The following is a 16,659-nucleotide window of genomic DNA, read 5'->3' as shown; positions in this document are numbered from 1 at the left end:
CGCAGCCTGGTGGACGGCGCGCTGGCGGCCCGTGCGGCCCAAACGCAAGCGCGCACCGAATCGGCAAACGAACCAACACCCCGCCTCACCGTGCCCCGCGTGCTGTCCATCGCGGGCTCCGACTCGGGTGGTGGCGCAGGCATTCAGGCCGACCTGAAAACCATTGCCGCGCTGGGCTGCTTTGGCACCACCGCCATCACCGCTGTGACCGCGCAAAACACCCTGGGCGTGAGCGGCATCCACGCGCTGCCCGCCGAGTTTCTGGCGCGCCAGATCGACGCCGTGCTGGGCGACATTGGCGCGGACGCCATCAAGATCGGCATGCTGCACGACGCGGCCGTGGTGTTGGTGGTGGCGCAGGCGCTGGGCCGCCATGCGGTGCGCCATGTGGTGCTGGACCCGGTGATGGTGGCCACCAGCGGCGACGTGCTGATGGCACCCGACACCATGGGCGTGCTGGTGGAAACGCTGCTGCCCAGGGTGAGCCTGGTCACCCCAAACCTGGACGAACTCGGCCTGCTGTGCGGGCAAACCATCACCACCGAAGCACAAGCGCTGGACTGCGCAGAGCAGCTGCTGCACCGGGGTGCGCGGGCCGTGCTGGTGAAAGGCGGGCACCTGCCAGGTGACACCGTGGTGGACACGCTGGTGGACGCCCAGGGCGTGCGCCTGCGGCTGGCCGCCCCACGCATCGCCACCACCAACCTGCACGGAACGGGCTGCACGCTGTCGTCGGCCATCGCGTCATTTCTGGCGCGCGGCTGCTCGCTGGACGAGGCCGTGACCCGCGCACACGCCTATGTGCGCGCAGCCCTGCACGCCTCGCGCCAGATTCACTGGGGCCAAGGCCACGGCCCGCTCAACCACACCCACGCCCCCGTGGCGCTCATTACCCAACCGGAACCCCACCATGCTGCTTGATTCTTCCCCCATCCTCGTCACCGGCGGCGCGCGCGGCCTGGGCGCTGCCATTGTCCGCAGCCTGCACCGCCACGGCGCGTCGGTGATCATCAACTACCACCAGAGCGAGCAGGCCGCCCACGCCCTGGTGGCCGAGCTGGGTGAACGCGCCTGGGCGCTGCAAGCGGATGTGCGCGACGCCGCCCAGGTGCAGGCTCTGGTGGCGCAGGCCCAGCGCCTGGCGGGCCAACCGCTGGCGGGCGTGGTCAACAACGCCCTGGTGGATTTTTCTTTCAACGGCGACGCCCGCGACAAGCTCGACACCATCCGCTGGGAAGCATTTGACGCCCAGCTCCGGAGCGCGCTGCAAGGCACATTGAACACGCTGCAAGCCTGCCTGCCGGGCTGGCAGGCACGCGGCGGCGGCAGCGTGGTCAACGTGGGCACCAACCTGTTTCAAAACCCGGTGGTGCCCTACCACGACTACACCGCGTCCAAGTCCGCGCTGCTCGCCCTCACCCGCACCGCCGCCCACGAGTGGGGCCCGCACGGCATTCGGGTCAACATGGTGTCGGGCGGGCTGCTGCGCACCACCGACGCCAGTCGCGCCACCCCCGACTTTGTGTTCGACCTGATCGCAGGCCAGACGCCGCTGCGCCAGGTCACCACCCCGGAAGACTTTGCGGACGCCGTGGTGTTTTTCATGAGCGGCCTGAGCCGCGCCGTGACCGGGCAAAACCTGGTGGTTGATGGCGGGCTGGTGATGAACTGAGCCTGCTCAGCCTCAGGCGGGGAATGCCAGCCGGGCCACAAGCCCGACGCGCAGGCGTCAAGCACAACCGCGCCCTGCTGATTAAGATGCGGGCGAACCGCCCCACCCCAACTGGAGACAACCCCATGTTTGACACCGCGATTGCTGGCAGCTTGCCCAAACCCGCCTGGCTGGCCGAGACCGAAAAGCTCTGGCCGCAGTGGAAGGCGCAAGGCGCCGAACTGCAGCAAGCCAAGGCCGACGCCACGCTCTTGTGGATCAAGGCCCAAGAGGACGCCGGGCTGGACGTGGTGGGCGACGGCGAGCAGGCGCGCCAGCATTTTGTGCACGGCTTTCTGGAGCAGGTGGAGGGCATCGACTTTGAGAACAAGGTCAAGATGGGCATCCGCAACAACCGCTACGACGCCATGGTGCCGCAGGTGGTGGCGCCGCTGCGCCTGAAGGGCCGGGTGCACGCGTTTGAAGCCCAGCTGGCCCGCGCCCACACCAAGAAAAAACTCAAGTTCACCCTGCCCGGCCCCATGACCATTGTGGACACCGTGGCCGACCGCTTTTATGGCGACAAAGTGAAGATGGCTATGGCCTTTGCCGAGCTGCTGAACCAGGAAGCGCTGGCGCTGCAGGCCGACGGCGTGGACATCATCCAGTTCGACGAACCGGCCTTCAACGTCTACATGGCCGAGGCGGCCGACTGGGGCGTGAAGGCGCTGGAGCGCGCCGCGCAGGGCCTCACCTGCACCACCGCCGTGCACATTTGTTATGGCTACGGCATCCAGGCCAACGTGGACTGGAAACAGACCCTGGGCGAAGAATGGCGCCAGTACGAACAGGTGTTTCCGGCACTGGCCAAAAGCAGCATCCAGCAGGTGAGCCTGGAGTGTTTTCACTCGCACGTGCCGCCCGACCTGATGAAGCTGCTGGAAGGCAAAGACGTGATGGTGGGCGTGATCGACGTGGCCAGCGACGTGATTGAAACACCCGAACAGGTGGCCGACACGATTGGCCTGGCGCTGCAATACGTGCCCAAAAAACACCTGATCGCCTGCACCAACTGCGGCCTGGCCCCCATGAGCCGCGAAGTGGCCCTGGCCAAGCTGGACGCCCTGGCCAAAGGCGCTGCCCTGGCCCGCCAGCGCTACGGAGACTGACCCATGCCCACCCCGCTGCCAAGGGCCGAACCGTCCGACCTGGGCCTGTGCCCCGAACGCACCCAGCGCCTGGTGCAGGCGCTGCAAGCCGAGGTGGACCGTGGCCGGCTGCCCGGCGCGGTGGTGCTGCTGGCGCGCCACGGCCGCGTGGCCCTGTTTGAGAGCCTGGGCCAGCGCGACCCGGCCACCGGTGCGGCCATGGCCCGCGACGCGGTGTTCCGCATTTATTCCATGACCAAGCCCGTGGTGTCGGTGGCGGTGATGATGCTGGTGGAACAAGGCCGCCTGCTGCTGAGCGACCCGGTGGCCAAGCACCTGCCCGAGTTCAGCGGCCAGCAGGTGGCGGTGGAAACCGCAGCCGGACTGCAACTGCAACCGGTGGCCCAACCCGCCACTGTGCAAGACCTGCTGCGCCACACCGCAGGGCTCACCTACGAATTTCTGGGCGAGGCCCCCGTGCAGCGGCTTTACGCGCAGGCCGAGATGGGTTCACGCGAGCGCAGCAACGACGAGTTCAGCCGCACCCTGGCGGCCCTGCCCTTGTTTCGGCAACCGGGCACCGAATGGGCCTACAGCCGCGCCACCGACGTGCTGGGGCGGCTGGTGGAAGTGGTCACCGGGCAGACGCTGGGCCAGCACCTGCGCGAATGCATTTTTGAGCCGCTGGGCATGGTGGACACCGCGTTTGTGGTGCCCGAGGCCGACCACGGCCGACTGGCCGAGCCCTTTGCCCACGACCCCGACGGCGGCGTGCCGCTGCGCGTGCTCGACCCGCGCCAAGCGCCCGCCCTGGAAAGCGGGGGCGGCGGACTGATGTCCACCACCGCCGACTACGCGCGTTTTTTGCAGTGCCTGCTGAGCGGCGGAGAACTGGACGGTGTGCGCCTGCTGGGGCCACGCACGGTGGAATTCATGACCGCCGACCACCTGGGCAGCATCCCCAGCCATGACCCGCTGCTGCCGCCCGGCCACGGCTTTGGCCTGGGTTTTGCGGTGCGCACCGCCACCGGTCTGGCCACCATGCCTGGCTCGGTGGGCACCTACCACTGGGGTGGCATTGCGGGCACCACCTTCTTTGTGGACCCGGCCGAAGACTTCTTCGGCATTCTCATGACGCAAGCGCCTAACCAGCGCGACCACTACCGCCTGCTGTTTCGTACGCTGGCTTACGCGGCGCTGGTGGACTGAGGCGCGGGCTTCGCTGGCGGCTGCCAGCGAAAAAACACGGGGTACACCTTTTCCACCACCGGACCGTTGAAGTCCCAAGCCAGGCACTGGCCCAGGTGCATGGGCGGGCGGCCGTCAGCCGGTGGGGCAAACGAGGCCGAGCGGGTTTGAAACGCTGCGGTGGCCAGGTTGAACAGCAGTTCGCGCAGGTGGGTGCAGCCCTGCACGCCGCCCAGGTGGCGCTCAATGGTTTTGCGCCAGCCGCGGCCCAGCGTTTCGCCCACCAAGCCTTGCATGGGCGGCACGGCCTGCGGGCAGGGGTCGTGCGGGTGGGCGTCCATGGCCACCGCGATGTCGCGGATCACCATGTCGTCGTCCAGCGTCACGCGGATGTGCATGTGGTGGATGGCTTCGTGCGGCGCCCATTCGCCCTCGCCTTCAATCTCGAACGCATGGGGCTTGCTGTCGTGCATTTCGCCTTCAATGTCCCACAAACCGTCTTCGCGCTGAAACCCCCGGTATTCGACGCGGCGGGTGTGCATGGGCTTGCGGGGCTGGGGGGTGGGCAATGGCAAAACGGAACCTCGGTGAAACAACGTAGGGATTGATTTTCCGTGATTCAGCCCCTGGGCGCAGGCCCGGGGTGTCACCTGGGGTTGGGAGCGCTCAGAGCAAAGCCCCGCGGCTCAAGCCAGCTTGCGCAGGTCGCTCAGGTGCTCGGGCACGCTGAAACGCACCTCGTCGCCCCAGGCGTCGTCAATGAGCACGCGGAAAAACAGGCGCGACACGCGGGCGTGGGCTTTGCGGTCGGGTGTGGCGGCGTTCCAGAAGCAGTGCCAGATCACGGGCAGCCTCAGCACCAACCAGGCCAGCGCGGCGTGGCCGGGCAGCGGCGTCACGCCCACGCGGGCCGCGCCCGCCTCGCCCAACAGGCGCACCAGGTACACGCGCGGCGCCTGGCCCAGCCCCAGCCAGCGCAGCGGCCACGGCAGCAAGCGCCGCATCATGCGCAGGTCGGCTTGGGTCAGCGTCACGCCGTGGGGGTTGTCTTGTGCCGGGCTGAAGGCTTGTGCGGCATAGGCTTCGCAAAACGCGCGCCCGTCCTGGGGTGAAGCCGGCATCCATTCGGGGCGAATGCCCTGCAACAGACCGTACATGCGCCACAGGTGAAAGTAGTCGTCGGCCTCGTCTGGCGACAGCGCCACGCCCAGCGCGGCCAGACCGTCGATGACGTGCACCGAAAACGTCATGGTCGTGAACACCATGTCGAGCTGGCTCACGGGGGTGCCGAAGTTCGCCTCGAAGCCGGGGTTTTTCTCGCGCACGATGCGGCGCACACCCGCATGCAGCAGCCGCAGTTTCTGGGCAGTGACCACGGCCCGCCCACCCGGCACAAACGCCCCCGGCGCCGAAATGTTGACCAGCATCTGCAGCACGCCCAACGCGCGCCGGTAGGGCCGCTCTTCAAGGTTGTGCGTCATGTGCAAAATGTTGGCCAGCCGGGGGGCCGCGTAGCCCGACGGCAGGCTTTTGAGCAGCACCACGGCGCACAGCGTGGCGTTGTCCAGCATCACCTGCGCACCACGCTGGATGCGCTGCGGGTCCACCCCGGGCGGCAGCTCGCGTGTGGCGTGTGCAAAATCCAGCAGCGGGCGCGGGGCGTCGGGCGGCATTTCTGCGTCGTCGGCGGCAAACGAGCGAAACGCCGCGCTGATGCGCGAGAGCATGCCGTGCACCGAAGCCGCTTCGGCCACGGTGGCATCGGCCAGCTCGTCGCCGCAGCGGCTCATGGTGTTCAGGCGTTCGGGTGTCCAGGGGGTCATGGTGGGGTGCACCTCAGGTGGCCCAGCAAGCAAACTGCACCAGGGCGCCCTGGCACGGCCCGACCAGCCACCAGGCCAGCAGCACCGAAGGCAGCATCCACACGCCTGCCAGCACGCCCAGCCACAGGCTGAAGGGCCAGGGTCGCGCCACCGCCTGGCGGTGCATCCACACCAGCGGCAAAGCGAGCAAAAATTCGGCCACGATCACATAGAGCGGCGCGTTCCAGAGCATGGGGGTGTTGACGTAGGTCCAGTACCCCGCGTCGTGGGCGAGGTGCTCGTACAGCGGAATGCTGCTGCCGCCCAGCAAGGCACACAGCACGGTGGCGCGCACCAGTGACATGCGTTGCAGCAGCCAGCCACCCACCACCCCGATCTGTGTGAGCACAATCGTCCAGGCCAGCGGCATGTACAGCGGCGACTCCCACACCATGGGCTCGCCCGGCGGGTAGAGCAAGGTGCCGGTCTGGGCCACCAGCCAGGCGTCGGTGGCCGTTTCAAGCCAGCCCGCCACAAAGCCAATGATCAGCCAGCGGGTCAGCACCGGGTCTCGGCGGTAGGCCGTCCAGGCCACCAGCAAGGCCAGGGTAAAGGCGGTGCTGAGCAGCGCAAAGCGCGGCCCGGCCTGGGTCAGCGCGCCGTAGGTGTTGCAACCCGCCACCAGCAGCATGGTGGCCACCACGAACCGCATGCGCAGGGGGTCTTCGGTGGTCATGCCGGGTTGCTTTCGTTGTGCTTCAGGCCGGCCAGGCTGGCCAGCGCGCGGTCACGCCAGCCGAGCGCGCCCATGGTTTCGGCGGTGGCTACCGCCGTGTGCAGGGCGCTCAGCGCTGGGGCCCTCTCACCCAGCGCAGCCAGCGCCAGGGCGCGCAGGCGGTGCAGCTCGGGCGCCCAGCAGCGTTCGCCGGTGCTGGCGCCCAGCAGCCCGGCTTCGGCGGCTTGCAGCGCGCGTTGCGGTTGGCCAGCGGCCAGCCAGGCATCGGCCTGGAGGGCTTGAAACAGCGGGCGCAGGTTGTGCGCGCCGGTGGCACACCAGGCCTCCAGGCCGCGCTGCATCTGGTCGATGCCGGGCTGTGGTGGCCCTTGCATGGCAAGGCCCCAACCGTGCAACACCGCGCCCATCATTTCCCAGGCGTTGAAGGCTTGTTCTTCAGCGATGGCCAGGCCGCGGCGGGCCGATTCGCAGGCGGTGGCAGCGTCGCCATTCAACACCGCCAGCAGCGCGTCGGCGCACCACAAAAACGCCGCGTCGTAGGGCGCCAGGGCGGGAGCCATGCCGCGCAGGCGGGCGGCGCCAGCCTCAGCGGCTTCGCGCTCGCCCATGAGCCAGCAGGCGAGCATGTCAAATGCGTGGCACATCACACCCGGGTCGTGCACACCGCGCACGCTGCGGGCGGCGTGCTGGGGCAGGCTGAACAGCGCCTTGCCCTGGGCAAACTGGGCGCGAGCGGCCACCAGTTCGCCCTGGTAAAACAGGGTCATGCCGGTGGTGGCGGCGGCCACCAGATGCGGCATGGGCTGCGTGGCGTCGCGGGCCAGCGCGCCCAGCTGGCCGCTGATGGTGCGGGCGTCGTCCACATGACCACGCATGAGCTCGTAGGCCCACAGCCCCCACAACGGCACCAGCAGCTTGGGCGTGCTGCCCATGCGCTCGCACAGCAGGCGTGCCCGCGAGTAGGCCTGTTCGACTTGTGCATCGAGCACGCCGTGCACGGTCATCAAGGCGGGCGCCAGCACCAGTTGAAGCTCCAGTTCACACGCCAGCGCGGCGGGATCGGTACTGGCGTCGCCTAGCAGCTGCAGCGCTCGCCGGGCGTGGGCCGCGGCCTCCAGGCAGGCCGAACGCGACAGCGCCCGCTGACCCGCCCTCAGCCAGTGACCCAGCGCGGTTTGCGCCTGGCCGGCTTCGGTGTAATGGTGGGCCAGGACCTCGGGCTGGCGGCCTGCGGCGTCGGGGTCTTGGGCCAGCAGCGCTTCGGCAGCGCGCAGGTGGCAAGCCTGGCGGGCGCTGCGCAGCATCGAGTCGTAAGCCGCGTCTTGCAGCAAGGCGTGGCGAAAGGCGAACGACTCACCGCCGCCTTCAGACAGCGGCGTGAGCATGTGCGCGTCGACCCCGCGCTGCAGCGCTGCGGTCAGGGAACCGTCATCGAGCCCACTCACCGCGCGCAGGCGGCCAAGCCCGAACTTGCGGCCGATCACGGCCGCCTGCTGCAGCACCTGTTTGGCCGGCCCCAAGCGGTCGAGGCGGGCCAGGGTTTGCGCTTGCAGCGTGGCGGGTATTTCTTCACCGCCGGTTTCCAGGGCGCAGCGGGTGAGCTCTTCCAGAAACAGTGGATTGCCTTCGGCACGCGCCACAATGCGGGCCACCGCGTGCTCGTCCAGCGCACGCCCGCGGTCCAGCGCATGCACCAGGGCGCGGGCCTGGGTGGGCGCGCAAGGCTCCAGCGCCAGCCGCTCCAGACGGCCATCGCCCGCCCAGTGCGGGGCAAACTCGCTGCGCGCGGTCAGCAGCAGCATGAAGCCGGGGTCCAGCGGCTGGCTGGTCAGGCGGCTCAGCCATTCCAGCGTGGTCGGGTCGGCCCAGTGCAGGTCTTCCACAATCAGCAAGGTGGGGCGCAGGGCCGCCCCAGCGCGCACCACCGCCGTGCCGGCGGCAAAGGTGCGCTCGCGCTGCGCCTGGGCGCTCAGGGGCAATGCCGCGTGTGCTGCGGGCAGCTGGAGGCCCAGCAACGCAGCCAGCGGCGCTAGCGCGGCGGCGTCGGTCATGCCAACACCAGCCAGCAGTTGCGTCAGCCCGGCCAGGCGTTCAGCGGGGGGCGCGTTGGGCGCCACGCCAAGGGCACCCGCCAGCAACTGGGCCAGCGGCGCAAAGGGCGAATGAATCTGGTGGGCCACACAGCGCACCAGCCACACGTTGGCACCGTCGCGGGTGGCCTGCAGGCGCAGCTCTCGCGCCAGGCGCGTCTTGCCAATGCCGGGCTCACCGCTGAGCAGCAAACTTTTGCCCGCCGCACACCGCCCCGCCTGCCAGCGCGCGCGCAGCAAGTCGAGTTCGGCGGTGCGCCCCTGCAGCGGGGCTTGACGGCCAACGGCCAGGTCGTCGTCGGTGCTGCCTTGGCGTGGGCCCGTCACCTGGTACAGCCGCAGGGGCGCCGCAAGCCCTTTCAGGGCCCGCTCGCCAAGGTCGACACACACAAACTGCGTCTGCAACACGCTGTGCGTGGCCGCGCTGATCAGCACCGCGTTGGGTGGTGCCAGTGCCTGCAAGCGCGCGGCAATGTTGGGGGTGTCGCCCATCGCGAGGTACTGACGCTGGCCACCGCTGCCCACCTCGCCCATGACCACCGCACCGGTGTGCAAACCCACCCGCACCCGCAGCGCCACACCGCCGGGACGCACTGTCAAGGCACCCACGGCGGCCACCATGTCCAGCGCCGCCTGTGCGGCGCGGGCGGCATCGTCTTCGCCTGCGAGCGGATAGCCAAAGTAAGCCACGATGCCGTCACCCAGCAGCTGCGCCACATGGCCTCGGTGGCGGCGAATGGCGTCTCCCGCAGCCTGCTGGTAAGCACCGAGCAGGGTGTGCCAGTCTTCCGGGTCCAGCTGTGAAGACAGCTCGACGGAACCCACCAGGTCGCCAAACAGCACGGTCAGGCGTTTGAAGTCGGGTGCGATGGGGCTCAACGATTCGATCAGGCGGCTGCCACACTGGTTGCAAAACCGGGCGTTGCTGGCGTTGGCATGCTGGCATTCGGCACAGGGCCGGGACAGGTCGGGGGTATCGCTGGTCATGGTTTGCTTGCGTCAAATCGGACCTGCGGATGCAGGCAGGATGCCAACAGCCAACCTTTCGCATGTGTTGTGATGAAACCGGGAAACATCTCGGGCAGCGTGGGGTGCCTTACCTGCCCCGTCGGCGGGCATAGCAAGTATCGTGCCCCGCCCGCCTTCTGAAATACGGAGAATCCCCGTACCGCATGGGAAAAGATGCGCACACGATCCATTTTTCGGCCAGCAGCCCAGCCGATCGCTGGCCCAAGCTTGCCATGCAACCCACACAAAATGCCTGAAGCCATGTCCCCCTATTGGTTGATGAAATCAGAGCCCGACGAATGCTCGATCGACGACGCCCTGGCTGCCCCCAACGCCACCGTGCCCTGGACCGGCGTGCGCAACTACCAGGCCCGCAACTTCATGCGCGATGCCATGCAGGTCGGTGACGGCGTGCTGTTCTACCACTCCAGCTGCGCCGAGCCGGGCATCGTGGGGCTGGCGCGGGTGGCCTCAGGCACCCGGCCTGACCCGACACAGTTCGACCCCGCTTCGCCCTACTTTGACGCCAAGTCACCCGCCGACAAGCCGCGCTGGCTGTTGCTGGACGTGCAAGCCCTGAAGAAAACCCGGCTGATCGGCTTGCCCGAACTGCGCGCCACGCCCGAGCTGACCGACATGGTGGTGCTGCAGCGCGGCAGCCGCTTGTCCATCACGCCGGTGAGCGCCGAACACTGGCGCTTCATCACCCAGCGGCTGCTGGGCGACTGACCCCACGCCCCAACGCTTTTTCGTCTTGTCAAGCCGGGCGCGGAGCAGGCACCGTTTTCGCGATGCGCTCCCAGTCCCGCAGCGCTTGCTGCAGCCGGTTCCGGGAATTGGGGTGACCGTCGCTGAACGCCGCGACCAGCCGCTTTTTCAGCGCCTCACTGGGCGGCGCAGCGGCGGTGGTCTTGAGCTGGTCGATCACCAGCATCACGGTTTGAAAGCTCCGGGACTGCACCGCCAGCTCCAGCATGCCCTGCCCGCTGTCGGTCAGGTCGTGGACGTTGGCGCCGTGTTCGATCATGTACTTGAGCACACCGGCCTTGCCCCCCAGGCAGGCCCAATGCAAAGGCACCAGCCCGCCTTCAAGCCGGGCGGTGAAGTTGGCGTCGGGCGCAAGGCATTCGGGGGCCAGCGGCCAACCCGATGCTTTGATCATTTGCTGGTGTTTCCAATCGGACATGGGATGTGCAGGGCCTTGTGTGTTCTGGGGGCTTTGCAGTCTCTCACATGGTCGGAAGCCTTGAGGCAGCGAAGCATCGCCCACCTCAGCTTGGCCCCCTTCAGTAACCGATTTGCTGAATTCAACCAGGAAGCTTAGGCTGAACGAAAGGATCTCTCGTCATGAAATGCCCATCCTGCGGCGCGGCCAAGCTGGTGCACGACACCCGCGACATGCCCTGCACCTACAAAGGCGAGACCACCGCCATACCGGCCGTGCCTGGCGACTGCTGCTCCGCTTGCAGCGAAGCGGTGCTGGGCGCCGGGGTCGCTGCCTCGTGAGCGCGGCCATGCTGGACTTCAACAAATAAGTGAACGCCACCATCGTGGACCCGGCCTTCATCGTCAACGTGCGCAAGAAGCTGGCGCTGGACCAGCGCGAAGCGGCCGAGATATTCGGTGGTGGGGTGAACGCATTTTCCCGCTACGAAAACGGCAAGACCAAGCCGCCGCTGCCGCTGGTGAAGTTGCAGTGGGTGCTGGACCGGCACCCGGAGTTGCTTACGGATTTACGCTAGGAGTCTGCGCGGCAGAAGCGCACTGAGGTCGCGAAGGCTTGGTAAATTGTGGGCATGGCCGCAAGTTACCTCCCCTACGAACCCCAACAGCAGCGACTGCTGCCCGACGCACTGCAAGACTGGCTGCCCGAAGGGCACCTGGCGTACTTCATCAGTGACAGCGTCGACAGTCTGGATCTGAGCGCCTTCCACGCCCGGTACGCCAAGGGCGGACCGCGCAACCAGCCGTTTCACCCGGCCATGATGGTCAAGGTCCTCATCTACGGCTACGCCACGGGCACCTTCAGCTCACGCAAGCTGGCGGCCAAACTGCACGAAGACGTGGCGCTGCGGGTGCTGGCTGCGGAGAACTATCCGGCGCACCGCACGCTGTCGGACTTCCGTGCGCTGCACCTGCAGGAGTTGGCAGCCCTGTTCGTGCAGGTGGTTCACCTGGCGCGCGAGTGTGGCTTGGTCAAGCTGGGCACGGTGGCAGTGGACGGCACCAAGCTCAAGGCCAACGCCAGTCGCCACAAGGCCATGAGCTACGAGCGCATGCTCAAGGCCGAGGCCGAACTCAAAGCCCAGATCGACGGCCTGCTCAACCGAGCGAAGGCGGCCGACGATCTGGAGAAGAACGAGCCCGACATCGACATCCCCGGCGAGATCAAGCGCCGGGCCGATCGGTTGAGCGCCATCACGGCGGCCAAGCTGCGGCTGGAGCAGCGCCAGCAAGAAGCCGATGCCGCGCGCGGACGCAGCGAGAACGACCAGCGCAAACCCCGGGACAAGGACGGCAAACCCAAGGGCGGGCGCTACAAGCGCGACTTCGGCGTTCCCAAGGACAGCGCCCAGGAGAGCTTCACCGACACAGACAGCCGGATCATGAAACGCGCCGGTGGGGGCTACGACTACAGCTACAACGCGCACACGGCGGTGGACGAGACCGCGCAGATCGTGGTGGCGGCCGAGCTCACCAACAACGCCGCCGACAACGATCGCCTGCCCGTATTGCTGGCGGCAGTGAAGGCCACCCTGGGCGATGACGCCAAGCAGGTTCTGGCCGATGCGGGGTTCCGATCGGAGTCGGTGTTCGAGCGACTCAAGGACAGTCCGAGCGAGTTGATCGTGGCGCTGGGCCGCGAGGGCAAGCAGGACCTTGAGATCGACGCCCAGAAGTACCCGCACAGCGCAGCGATGGATGCCAAGTTGAAGACACCCGAAGGCAAGGCTGCCTACCGCAAGAGGAAGTGGATCGTGGAGGCGCCCAACGGTTGGATCAAGAGCGTGCTGGGGTTCAGGCAGTTCAGCCTGCGGGGATTGGAGAAGGTCAAGGCCGAGTTCAAGCTCGTGTGTCTGGCGCTCAACCTGAGGAGGATGTGCAGTTTGCGAGCAACTTGAGGGAAAACGGGGCATCGAGGGCCTCGAAACGGAGCCTTCAGACCCGCACAAGGCCGCCGCACAGACCACGCCAAACAACGGGAACGATCAAATCACCCGAGGCACCGCGCAGTTATCCTCAAATCAGCCCGCGAAACGTTCTGCCGCGCAGGCTCCTAGATTCGAATACAAATTTCAAGGAGGATCAGGGGATGCATTTACAGCGATTTGCACTACTTGCTTTTTCTGTTTTGGTCATTGCCGGCTGTACCAGAAAGACGAATCATGGTGACTTCAATCAAGAGGCAATTTGCACTGCGGCAATTGCCACGATCATGAGCCAATCACCGTCAATCATTCGAGCGGAAAAATTCTCCGAGAAGGTGACATCTCTGTCGTATGTCCGACCTGCAGACGGCAGCCATTGGGACTATCGATGCATGCTTGAAGGTGATCGGATCGTCTGGGCCAGTGGAAACGGGCGGTGGCGAAACAGCGGTTCAGATGAAGTCGTTTCGTTTCTAGTCAAAGGGAAGACTCTGAGCATTTCCCAGCGGTTTAGTGACAACTCATCGGACACAAAGGCTTTCACATCTGAAAGCTTGGGAGCCAGCAAACCAGTTCAGTGAAAATCCCGGCTCTCCGTGGCCAGCCGGCCCAGCATCGGCGTGAGGTCTTCCAGGTGGCCGGCGATGAGGTTGCAGACCTCGCCCTCGCGCTGCCACACACCGTGCACGGCCATGAGCCTTGAACGTGTGAGGGCATTGCGCTGGCGTTCGCGCAGGGCTTTCCAGACGATGACTTGCACCACACCGGTTTCATCTTCCAGCGACACGAAGACCACGCCGTTGGCGGTGCCGGGTTGCTGGCGACCGGTGACGATGCCGCAGGCGCGCACGAGGCGGCCGTCGGGGGCGTCTTTCAAGGCGGCTGCGGTCATGAAGCGGCGCGCTTGCAGGCGATCGCGCAGCAGGGCCAGGGGGTGGCTGCGCAAGGTGAGGCCCAGGCTGGCGTAGTCCCACACAATGGCTTCACCTTCGGGCGCCTCGGGCAGGTCCAGCGCATCTTCATCCACCGGTGCTTCTTTCAAAAGCGCGGGCGGGGCTTTGAGGGCGGCGGCGTCCCAGACTTGCTGGCGGCGGTGGCCGCTGAGGCTCATCAAGGCGTCGGCGGCGGCGAGTTGCTGGAGGGTCTGGCGGTCGAGGCTGGCGCGGCGGGCAAGGTCTTCGGTGTCGGTGAACGCTGTGGCTTCGCGCGCGGCGACGATGCGTTGCGCTTCGCTGCGCGAGAGGCCGCTGACCCTACACAGGCCCAGGCGCACGGCGGGCATGGTGGGCCGTTCGGGCTGAGCTTGTCGAAGCCCAGGCAATGGCTGGGCGAGCCCTTCGACAGGCTCAGTGCGAACGGGTGATGCTTCCAACGTGCAGTCCCACCCGCTTTCCATCACGTCCACCGCGCGCACCTCGACACCGTGGCGCACCGCGTCTTGCACGAGCTGGCTGGGGGTGTAGAAACCCAGCGGCTGGCTGTTGAGCATAGCGGCCAGAAATTCGGCCGGGTGGTGGTGCTTGATCCAGCAGCTGGCGTACACCAGCAGCGCAAAACTGGCGGCGTGGCTTTCGGGAAAGCCGTAGCTGGAGAAGCCTTTGATTTGCTCGACCACGCGCTGCGCAAAGTCGGGCTCGTAGCCGCGCTCGGCCATGCCGCTGAGCAGGCGGTCCTCATATTGGCCCAGGCCGCCCTTGCGCTTCCAGGCGGCCATGGCGCGGCGCAGGCCGTCGGCTTCGCCGGGCGTGAAGCCGGCGGCAATGATGGCGATCTGCATGCACTGCTCTTGAAACACAGGGATGCCCAGCGTGCGCTGGAGGGCGGCGTCCAGCCCTTTGGGGTAGTCAATGGGTTCTTTGCCCTGGCGGCGGTTCAGGTAGGGGTGCACCGCGCCGCCCTGAATGGGGCCTGGCCGCACCAGCGCCACTTCAATCACCAGGTCGTAAAAGCAGCGCGGGCGCAAGCGCGGCAGCATGCTCATTTGCGCGCGGCTCTCGATCTGGAACACGCCCACGGTGTCGGCGGCGCAGATCATGTCGTAGGTGCCTGGGTCTTCGGCGGGGATGTCCTGCATCTGAAACACATGGCCCTTGCGCTGGCCGATGAAGTCGAGCGACTTGCGGATGGCGGTGAGCATGCCGAGCGCGAGCACGTCCACTTTCAAGAGGCCCATGGCGTCGAGGTCGTCCTTGTCCCACTCGATGACGGTACGGTCAACCATGCTGGCGTTTTCAATCGGCACCATGCGCGAGAGCGGCATCTGTGTGAGTACAAAGCCGCCGGTGTGCTGCGACAGATGGCGCGGAAAACCCATGATCTGACCGGTGAGCACGAGCAGCTGGCGCACGGCCAGGCTGTCGGGGTCAAGGCCCACTTCGCGCAGGCGCTCGGGCTCGATGGCCTGGCGCCCGTCGCGCCAGTAGAGCTCGCGCGCGAGCTTGTCCAGGGTGGCTTCGGCAAAGCCCAGCGCTTTGCCCACGTCGCGCAGGGCGCTGCGCGGGCGGTAGCTGATGACGGTGGCGGTGAGCGCGGCGCGTTCGCGGCCGTATTTGGCGTAAAGGTACTGGATCACTTCTTCGCGCCGCTCGTGTTCAAAGTCCACATCGATGTCAGGCGGCTCGTTGCGCTCTTTGGAAATGAAGCGCTCAAACAGCACTGCGGTGCGCGCCGGGTCCACTTCGGTGATGCCCAGGCAGTAGCACACGGCGCTGTTGGCCGCCGAGCCACGGCCCTGGCACAAGATGTGTTGCGAGCGGGCAAAGGCCACGATGTCGTAGACGGTGAGAAAGTAGTGCTCGTAACCCAGCTCACCAATGAGCGTCAGCTCGTGCTCGACCTGCTGCTGCACCTGGTCTGACGCACCCGCGGGCCAGCGCCGGCCCATGCCCTCGTAGGCCAGGCGGCGCAGGTAGCTGGCCGGCGTTTCGCCCGGCGGCACCACTTCGCTGGGGTATTGGTAGGCCAGTTCGTCGAGCGAAAAGTGGCAGCGCTCGGCGACCTTCAGTGTCTCGGCCAGCAAGGGCTCGGGGTAACACTGCGCCAGCGCCAGCGCCAGGCGCGAGCGCAGGCGTTGCTCGGCATTGGGCGCGAGCGCTTGGCCGCAGGCGGTGAGCGGCTGGCCGAGGCGGGTGGCGGTCAGCACGTCTTGCAGCGCCTTGCGCGAGCGCAGGTGCATGTGCACGTCGCCCACGGCCACCAGCGGCACGGCGGTGAGCTCGCTGCTCTGGCGCAGCCGGTGCAGGCGCATTTCGTCGTCTATCAGGCGCAGCTGCTCCACGCCGAGCCAGCAGCGGCCCACGAAATGCTGCAACAGCCAGCGCGCCACCGTGTCCATCTGATCCTGCGTGCTGCCGCGCTGTGGTACGGCAATCACCAGGCAGTCGGTCAGTGCGTCGGCGCTGATGGCGTTCAGCGTGAGGCGGTAGGTGCCCTTGGGCGCCGTGCGGCGCAGGCGGGTGATGAATTCGCACAAGTTGCCGTAGCCGTTGAGGTTGGTGGCGAGCACGACGAGGGTGAACGGCGCGTCACACACCACCTGAAACTGGCTGCCCACCAGCAGCTTCAGGCCATGCGCTTTGGCCGCCACGTGGGCGCGCACGATGCCAGCGAGCGAGCACTCGTCGGTGAGCGCCAGCGCGGTGTATCCCAGCGCCTGGGCACGCTCCACCAGCTCTTCGGGCCGGCTGGCACCGCGCAGGAAACTGAAGTTGGACAGGCACAGCAGCTCGGCGTAGGCGGGAATGCCAGCGGGTTGTGGCGTCATGGTGGGCACCCTCGCAGGCGGGCCCCCATCCCTGCCTTCCCCCAGAGGGGGAAGGGGTCAGTCATGTGCTCCGGGCGAGGATGGGCTTCAATGCCTTGCTCCTTCCCCCTCTGGGGGAAGGTTG

General features: G+C 67.0%; 12 protein-coding genes and 1 pseudogene. 7 read left to right on the top strand and 6 right to left on the bottom strand.

Features of this window, described 5'->3' with window-relative positions:
* Positions 1-90: 90 nt before the first annotated feature.
* From thiD to AC4QBL_RS02045, 4 genes are all read left to right on the top strand, one after another.
* A complete protein-coding gene (thiD, locus tag AC4QBL_RS02060; RefSeq protein WP_472907857.1) occupies positions 91-921 on the top strand; it encodes a bifunctional hydroxymethylpyrimidine kinase/phosphomethylpyrimidine kinase in 831 nt (276 codons plus the stop codon).
* Positions 911-1,672 carry a 3-oxoacyl-ACP reductase gene (locus tag AC4QBL_RS02055; RefSeq protein WP_472907849.1) on the top strand — a complete coding sequence of 254 codons (762 nt, stop codon included), beginning with the start codon at positions 911-913 and terminating at the stop codon, positions 1,670-1,672. Before thiD ends, AC4QBL_RS02055 begins: the two co-directional genes overlap by 11 nt.
* A 125-nt stretch (positions 1,673-1,797) precedes the next feature.
* The gene (locus tag AC4QBL_RS02050) at positions 1,798-2,820 is read left to right on the top strand and encodes a methionine synthase (protein WP_472907850.1); all 1,023 of its coding nucleotides are present in this window, start codon (positions 1,798-1,800) and stop codon (positions 2,818-2,820) included.
* 3 nt (positions 2,821-2,823) lie between these two features.
* Positions 2,824-4,008 carry a serine hydrolase domain-containing protein gene (locus AC4QBL_RS02045; protein WP_472907851.1) on the top strand — a complete coding sequence of 395 codons (1,185 nt, stop codon included), beginning with the start codon at positions 2,824-2,826 and terminating at the stop codon, positions 4,006-4,008.
* Here the strand turns inward: AC4QBL_RS02045 and AC4QBL_RS02040 are convergent.
* The 4 genes from AC4QBL_RS02040 to AC4QBL_RS02025 form a co-directional block, all read right to left on the bottom strand.
* Entirely contained in the window at positions 3,987-4,529 is a 543-nt protein-coding gene (locus AC4QBL_RS02040; protein WP_472899945.1) for a DUF2889 domain-containing protein, read from the bottom strand. The two genes, AC4QBL_RS02045 and AC4QBL_RS02040, sit on opposite strands and share 22 nt — an antisense overlap.
* Before the next feature lie 144 nt (positions 4,530-4,673).
* Positions 4,674-5,810 (bottom strand): oxygenase MpaB family protein, encoded by a 1,137-nt coding sequence (locus AC4QBL_RS02035; RefSeq protein WP_472907853.1) that lies wholly within the window; start codon positions 5,808-5,810, stop codon positions 4,674-4,676.
* Positions 5,811-5,823: 13 nt separating this feature from the next.
* Positions 5,824-6,525, bottom strand: coding sequence for a DUF6989 domain-containing protein (locus tag AC4QBL_RS02030; protein ID WP_472907854.1), 702 nt, complete (start codon positions 6,523-6,525; stop codon positions 5,824-5,826).
* Positions 6,522-9,602, bottom strand: a complete 3,081-nt coding sequence (locus tag AC4QBL_RS02025) for an adenylate/guanylate cyclase domain-containing protein (RefSeq protein ID WP_472907855.1) — start codon at positions 9,600-9,602, stop codon at positions 6,522-6,524. Before AC4QBL_RS02025 ends, AC4QBL_RS02030 begins: the two co-directional genes overlap by 4 nt.
* 282 nt (positions 9,603-9,884) lie before the next feature.
* Here AC4QBL_RS02025 and AC4QBL_RS02020 point away from each other — a divergent pair, with 282 nt between their 5' ends.
* Positions 9,885-10,352 (top strand): EVE domain-containing protein, encoded by a 468-nt coding sequence (locus AC4QBL_RS02020; protein WP_472899941.1) that lies wholly within the window; start codon positions 9,885-9,887, stop codon positions 10,350-10,352.
* Between the two features lie 28 nt (positions 10,353-10,380).
* On the opposite strand, the gene AC4QBL_RS02015 is transcribed toward AC4QBL_RS02020, so the two are convergent.
* The gene (locus AC4QBL_RS02015) at positions 10,381-10,809 is read right to left on the bottom strand and encodes an ankyrin repeat domain-containing protein (RefSeq protein ID WP_472899940.1); all 429 of its coding nucleotides are present in this window, start codon (positions 10,807-10,809) and stop codon (positions 10,381-10,383) included.
* A 161-nt stretch (positions 10,810-10,970) separates the two neighbouring features.
* Here AC4QBL_RS02015 and AC4QBL_RS02010 point away from each other — a divergent pair.
* A pseudogene (locus AC4QBL_RS02010) lies at positions 10,971-11,365 on the top strand (type II TA system antitoxin MqsA family protein).
* Between the two features lie 54 nt (positions 11,366-11,419).
* Entirely contained in the window at positions 11,420-12,745 is a 1,326-nt protein-coding gene (locus AC4QBL_RS02005) for an IS1182 family transposase (RefSeq protein WP_472907800.1), read from the top strand.
* A gap of 601 nt (positions 12,746-13,346) precedes the next feature.
* Here the strand turns inward: AC4QBL_RS02005 and AC4QBL_RS02000 are convergent.
* Positions 13,347-16,535 carry an error-prone DNA polymerase gene (locus tag AC4QBL_RS02000; RefSeq protein ID WP_472908186.1) on the bottom strand — a complete coding sequence of 1,063 codons (3,189 nt, stop codon included), beginning with the start codon at positions 16,533-16,535 and terminating at the stop codon, positions 13,347-13,349.
* Positions 16,536-16,659 lie beyond the last annotated feature (124 nt).

Source organism: Hydrogenophaga sp. L99 (assembly GCF_058731905.1).
This window is presented reverse-complemented; position numbering and strand designations above follow the sequence as displayed.

What these genes read in the sequence shown, in the direction of transcription:
- AC4QBL_RS02000 (WP_472908186.1), bottom strand. Translation starts at nt 16,535, where the DNA reads ATGACGCCACAACCCGCTGGCATTCCCGCCTACGCCGAGCTGCTGTGC.
- AC4QBL_RS02050 (WP_472907850.1), top strand. Translation starts at nt 1,798, where the DNA reads ATGTTTGACACCGCGATTGCTGGCAGCTTGCCCAAACCCGCCTGGCTG.
- AC4QBL_RS02030 (WP_472907854.1), bottom strand. Translation starts at nt 6,525, where the DNA reads ATGACCACCGAAGACCCCCTGCGCATGCGGTTCGTGGTGGCCACCATG.
- AC4QBL_RS02015 (WP_472899940.1), bottom strand. Translation starts at nt 10,809, where the DNA reads ATGTCCGATTGGAAACACCAGCAAATGATCAAAGCATCGGGTTGGCCG.
- AC4QBL_RS02040 (WP_472899945.1), bottom strand. Translation starts at nt 4,529, where the DNA reads ATGCACACCCGCCGCGTCGAATACCGGGGGTTTCAGCGCGAAGACGGT.
- AC4QBL_RS02005 (WP_472907800.1), top strand. Translation starts at nt 11,420, where the DNA reads ATGGCCGCAAGTTACCTCCCCTACGAACCCCAACAGCAGCGACTGCTG.
- AC4QBL_RS02025 (WP_472907855.1), bottom strand. Translation starts at nt 9,602, where the DNA reads ATGACCAGCGATACCCCCGACCTGTCCCGGCCCTGTGCCGAATGCCAG.
- AC4QBL_RS02035 (WP_472907853.1), bottom strand. Translation starts at nt 5,810, where the DNA reads ATGACCCCCTGGACACCCGAACGCCTGAACACCATGAGCCGCTGCGGC.
- AC4QBL_RS02020 (WP_472899941.1), top strand. Translation starts at nt 9,885, where the DNA reads ATGTCCCCCTATTGGTTGATGAAATCAGAGCCCGACGAATGCTCGATC.
- AC4QBL_RS02045 (WP_472907851.1), top strand. Translation starts at nt 2,824, where the DNA reads ATGCCCACCCCGCTGCCAAGGGCCGAACCGTCCGACCTGGGCCTGTGC.
- AC4QBL_RS02055 (WP_472907849.1), top strand. Translation starts at nt 911, where the DNA reads ATGCTGCTTGATTCTTCCCCCATCCTCGTCACCGGCGGCGCGCGCGGC.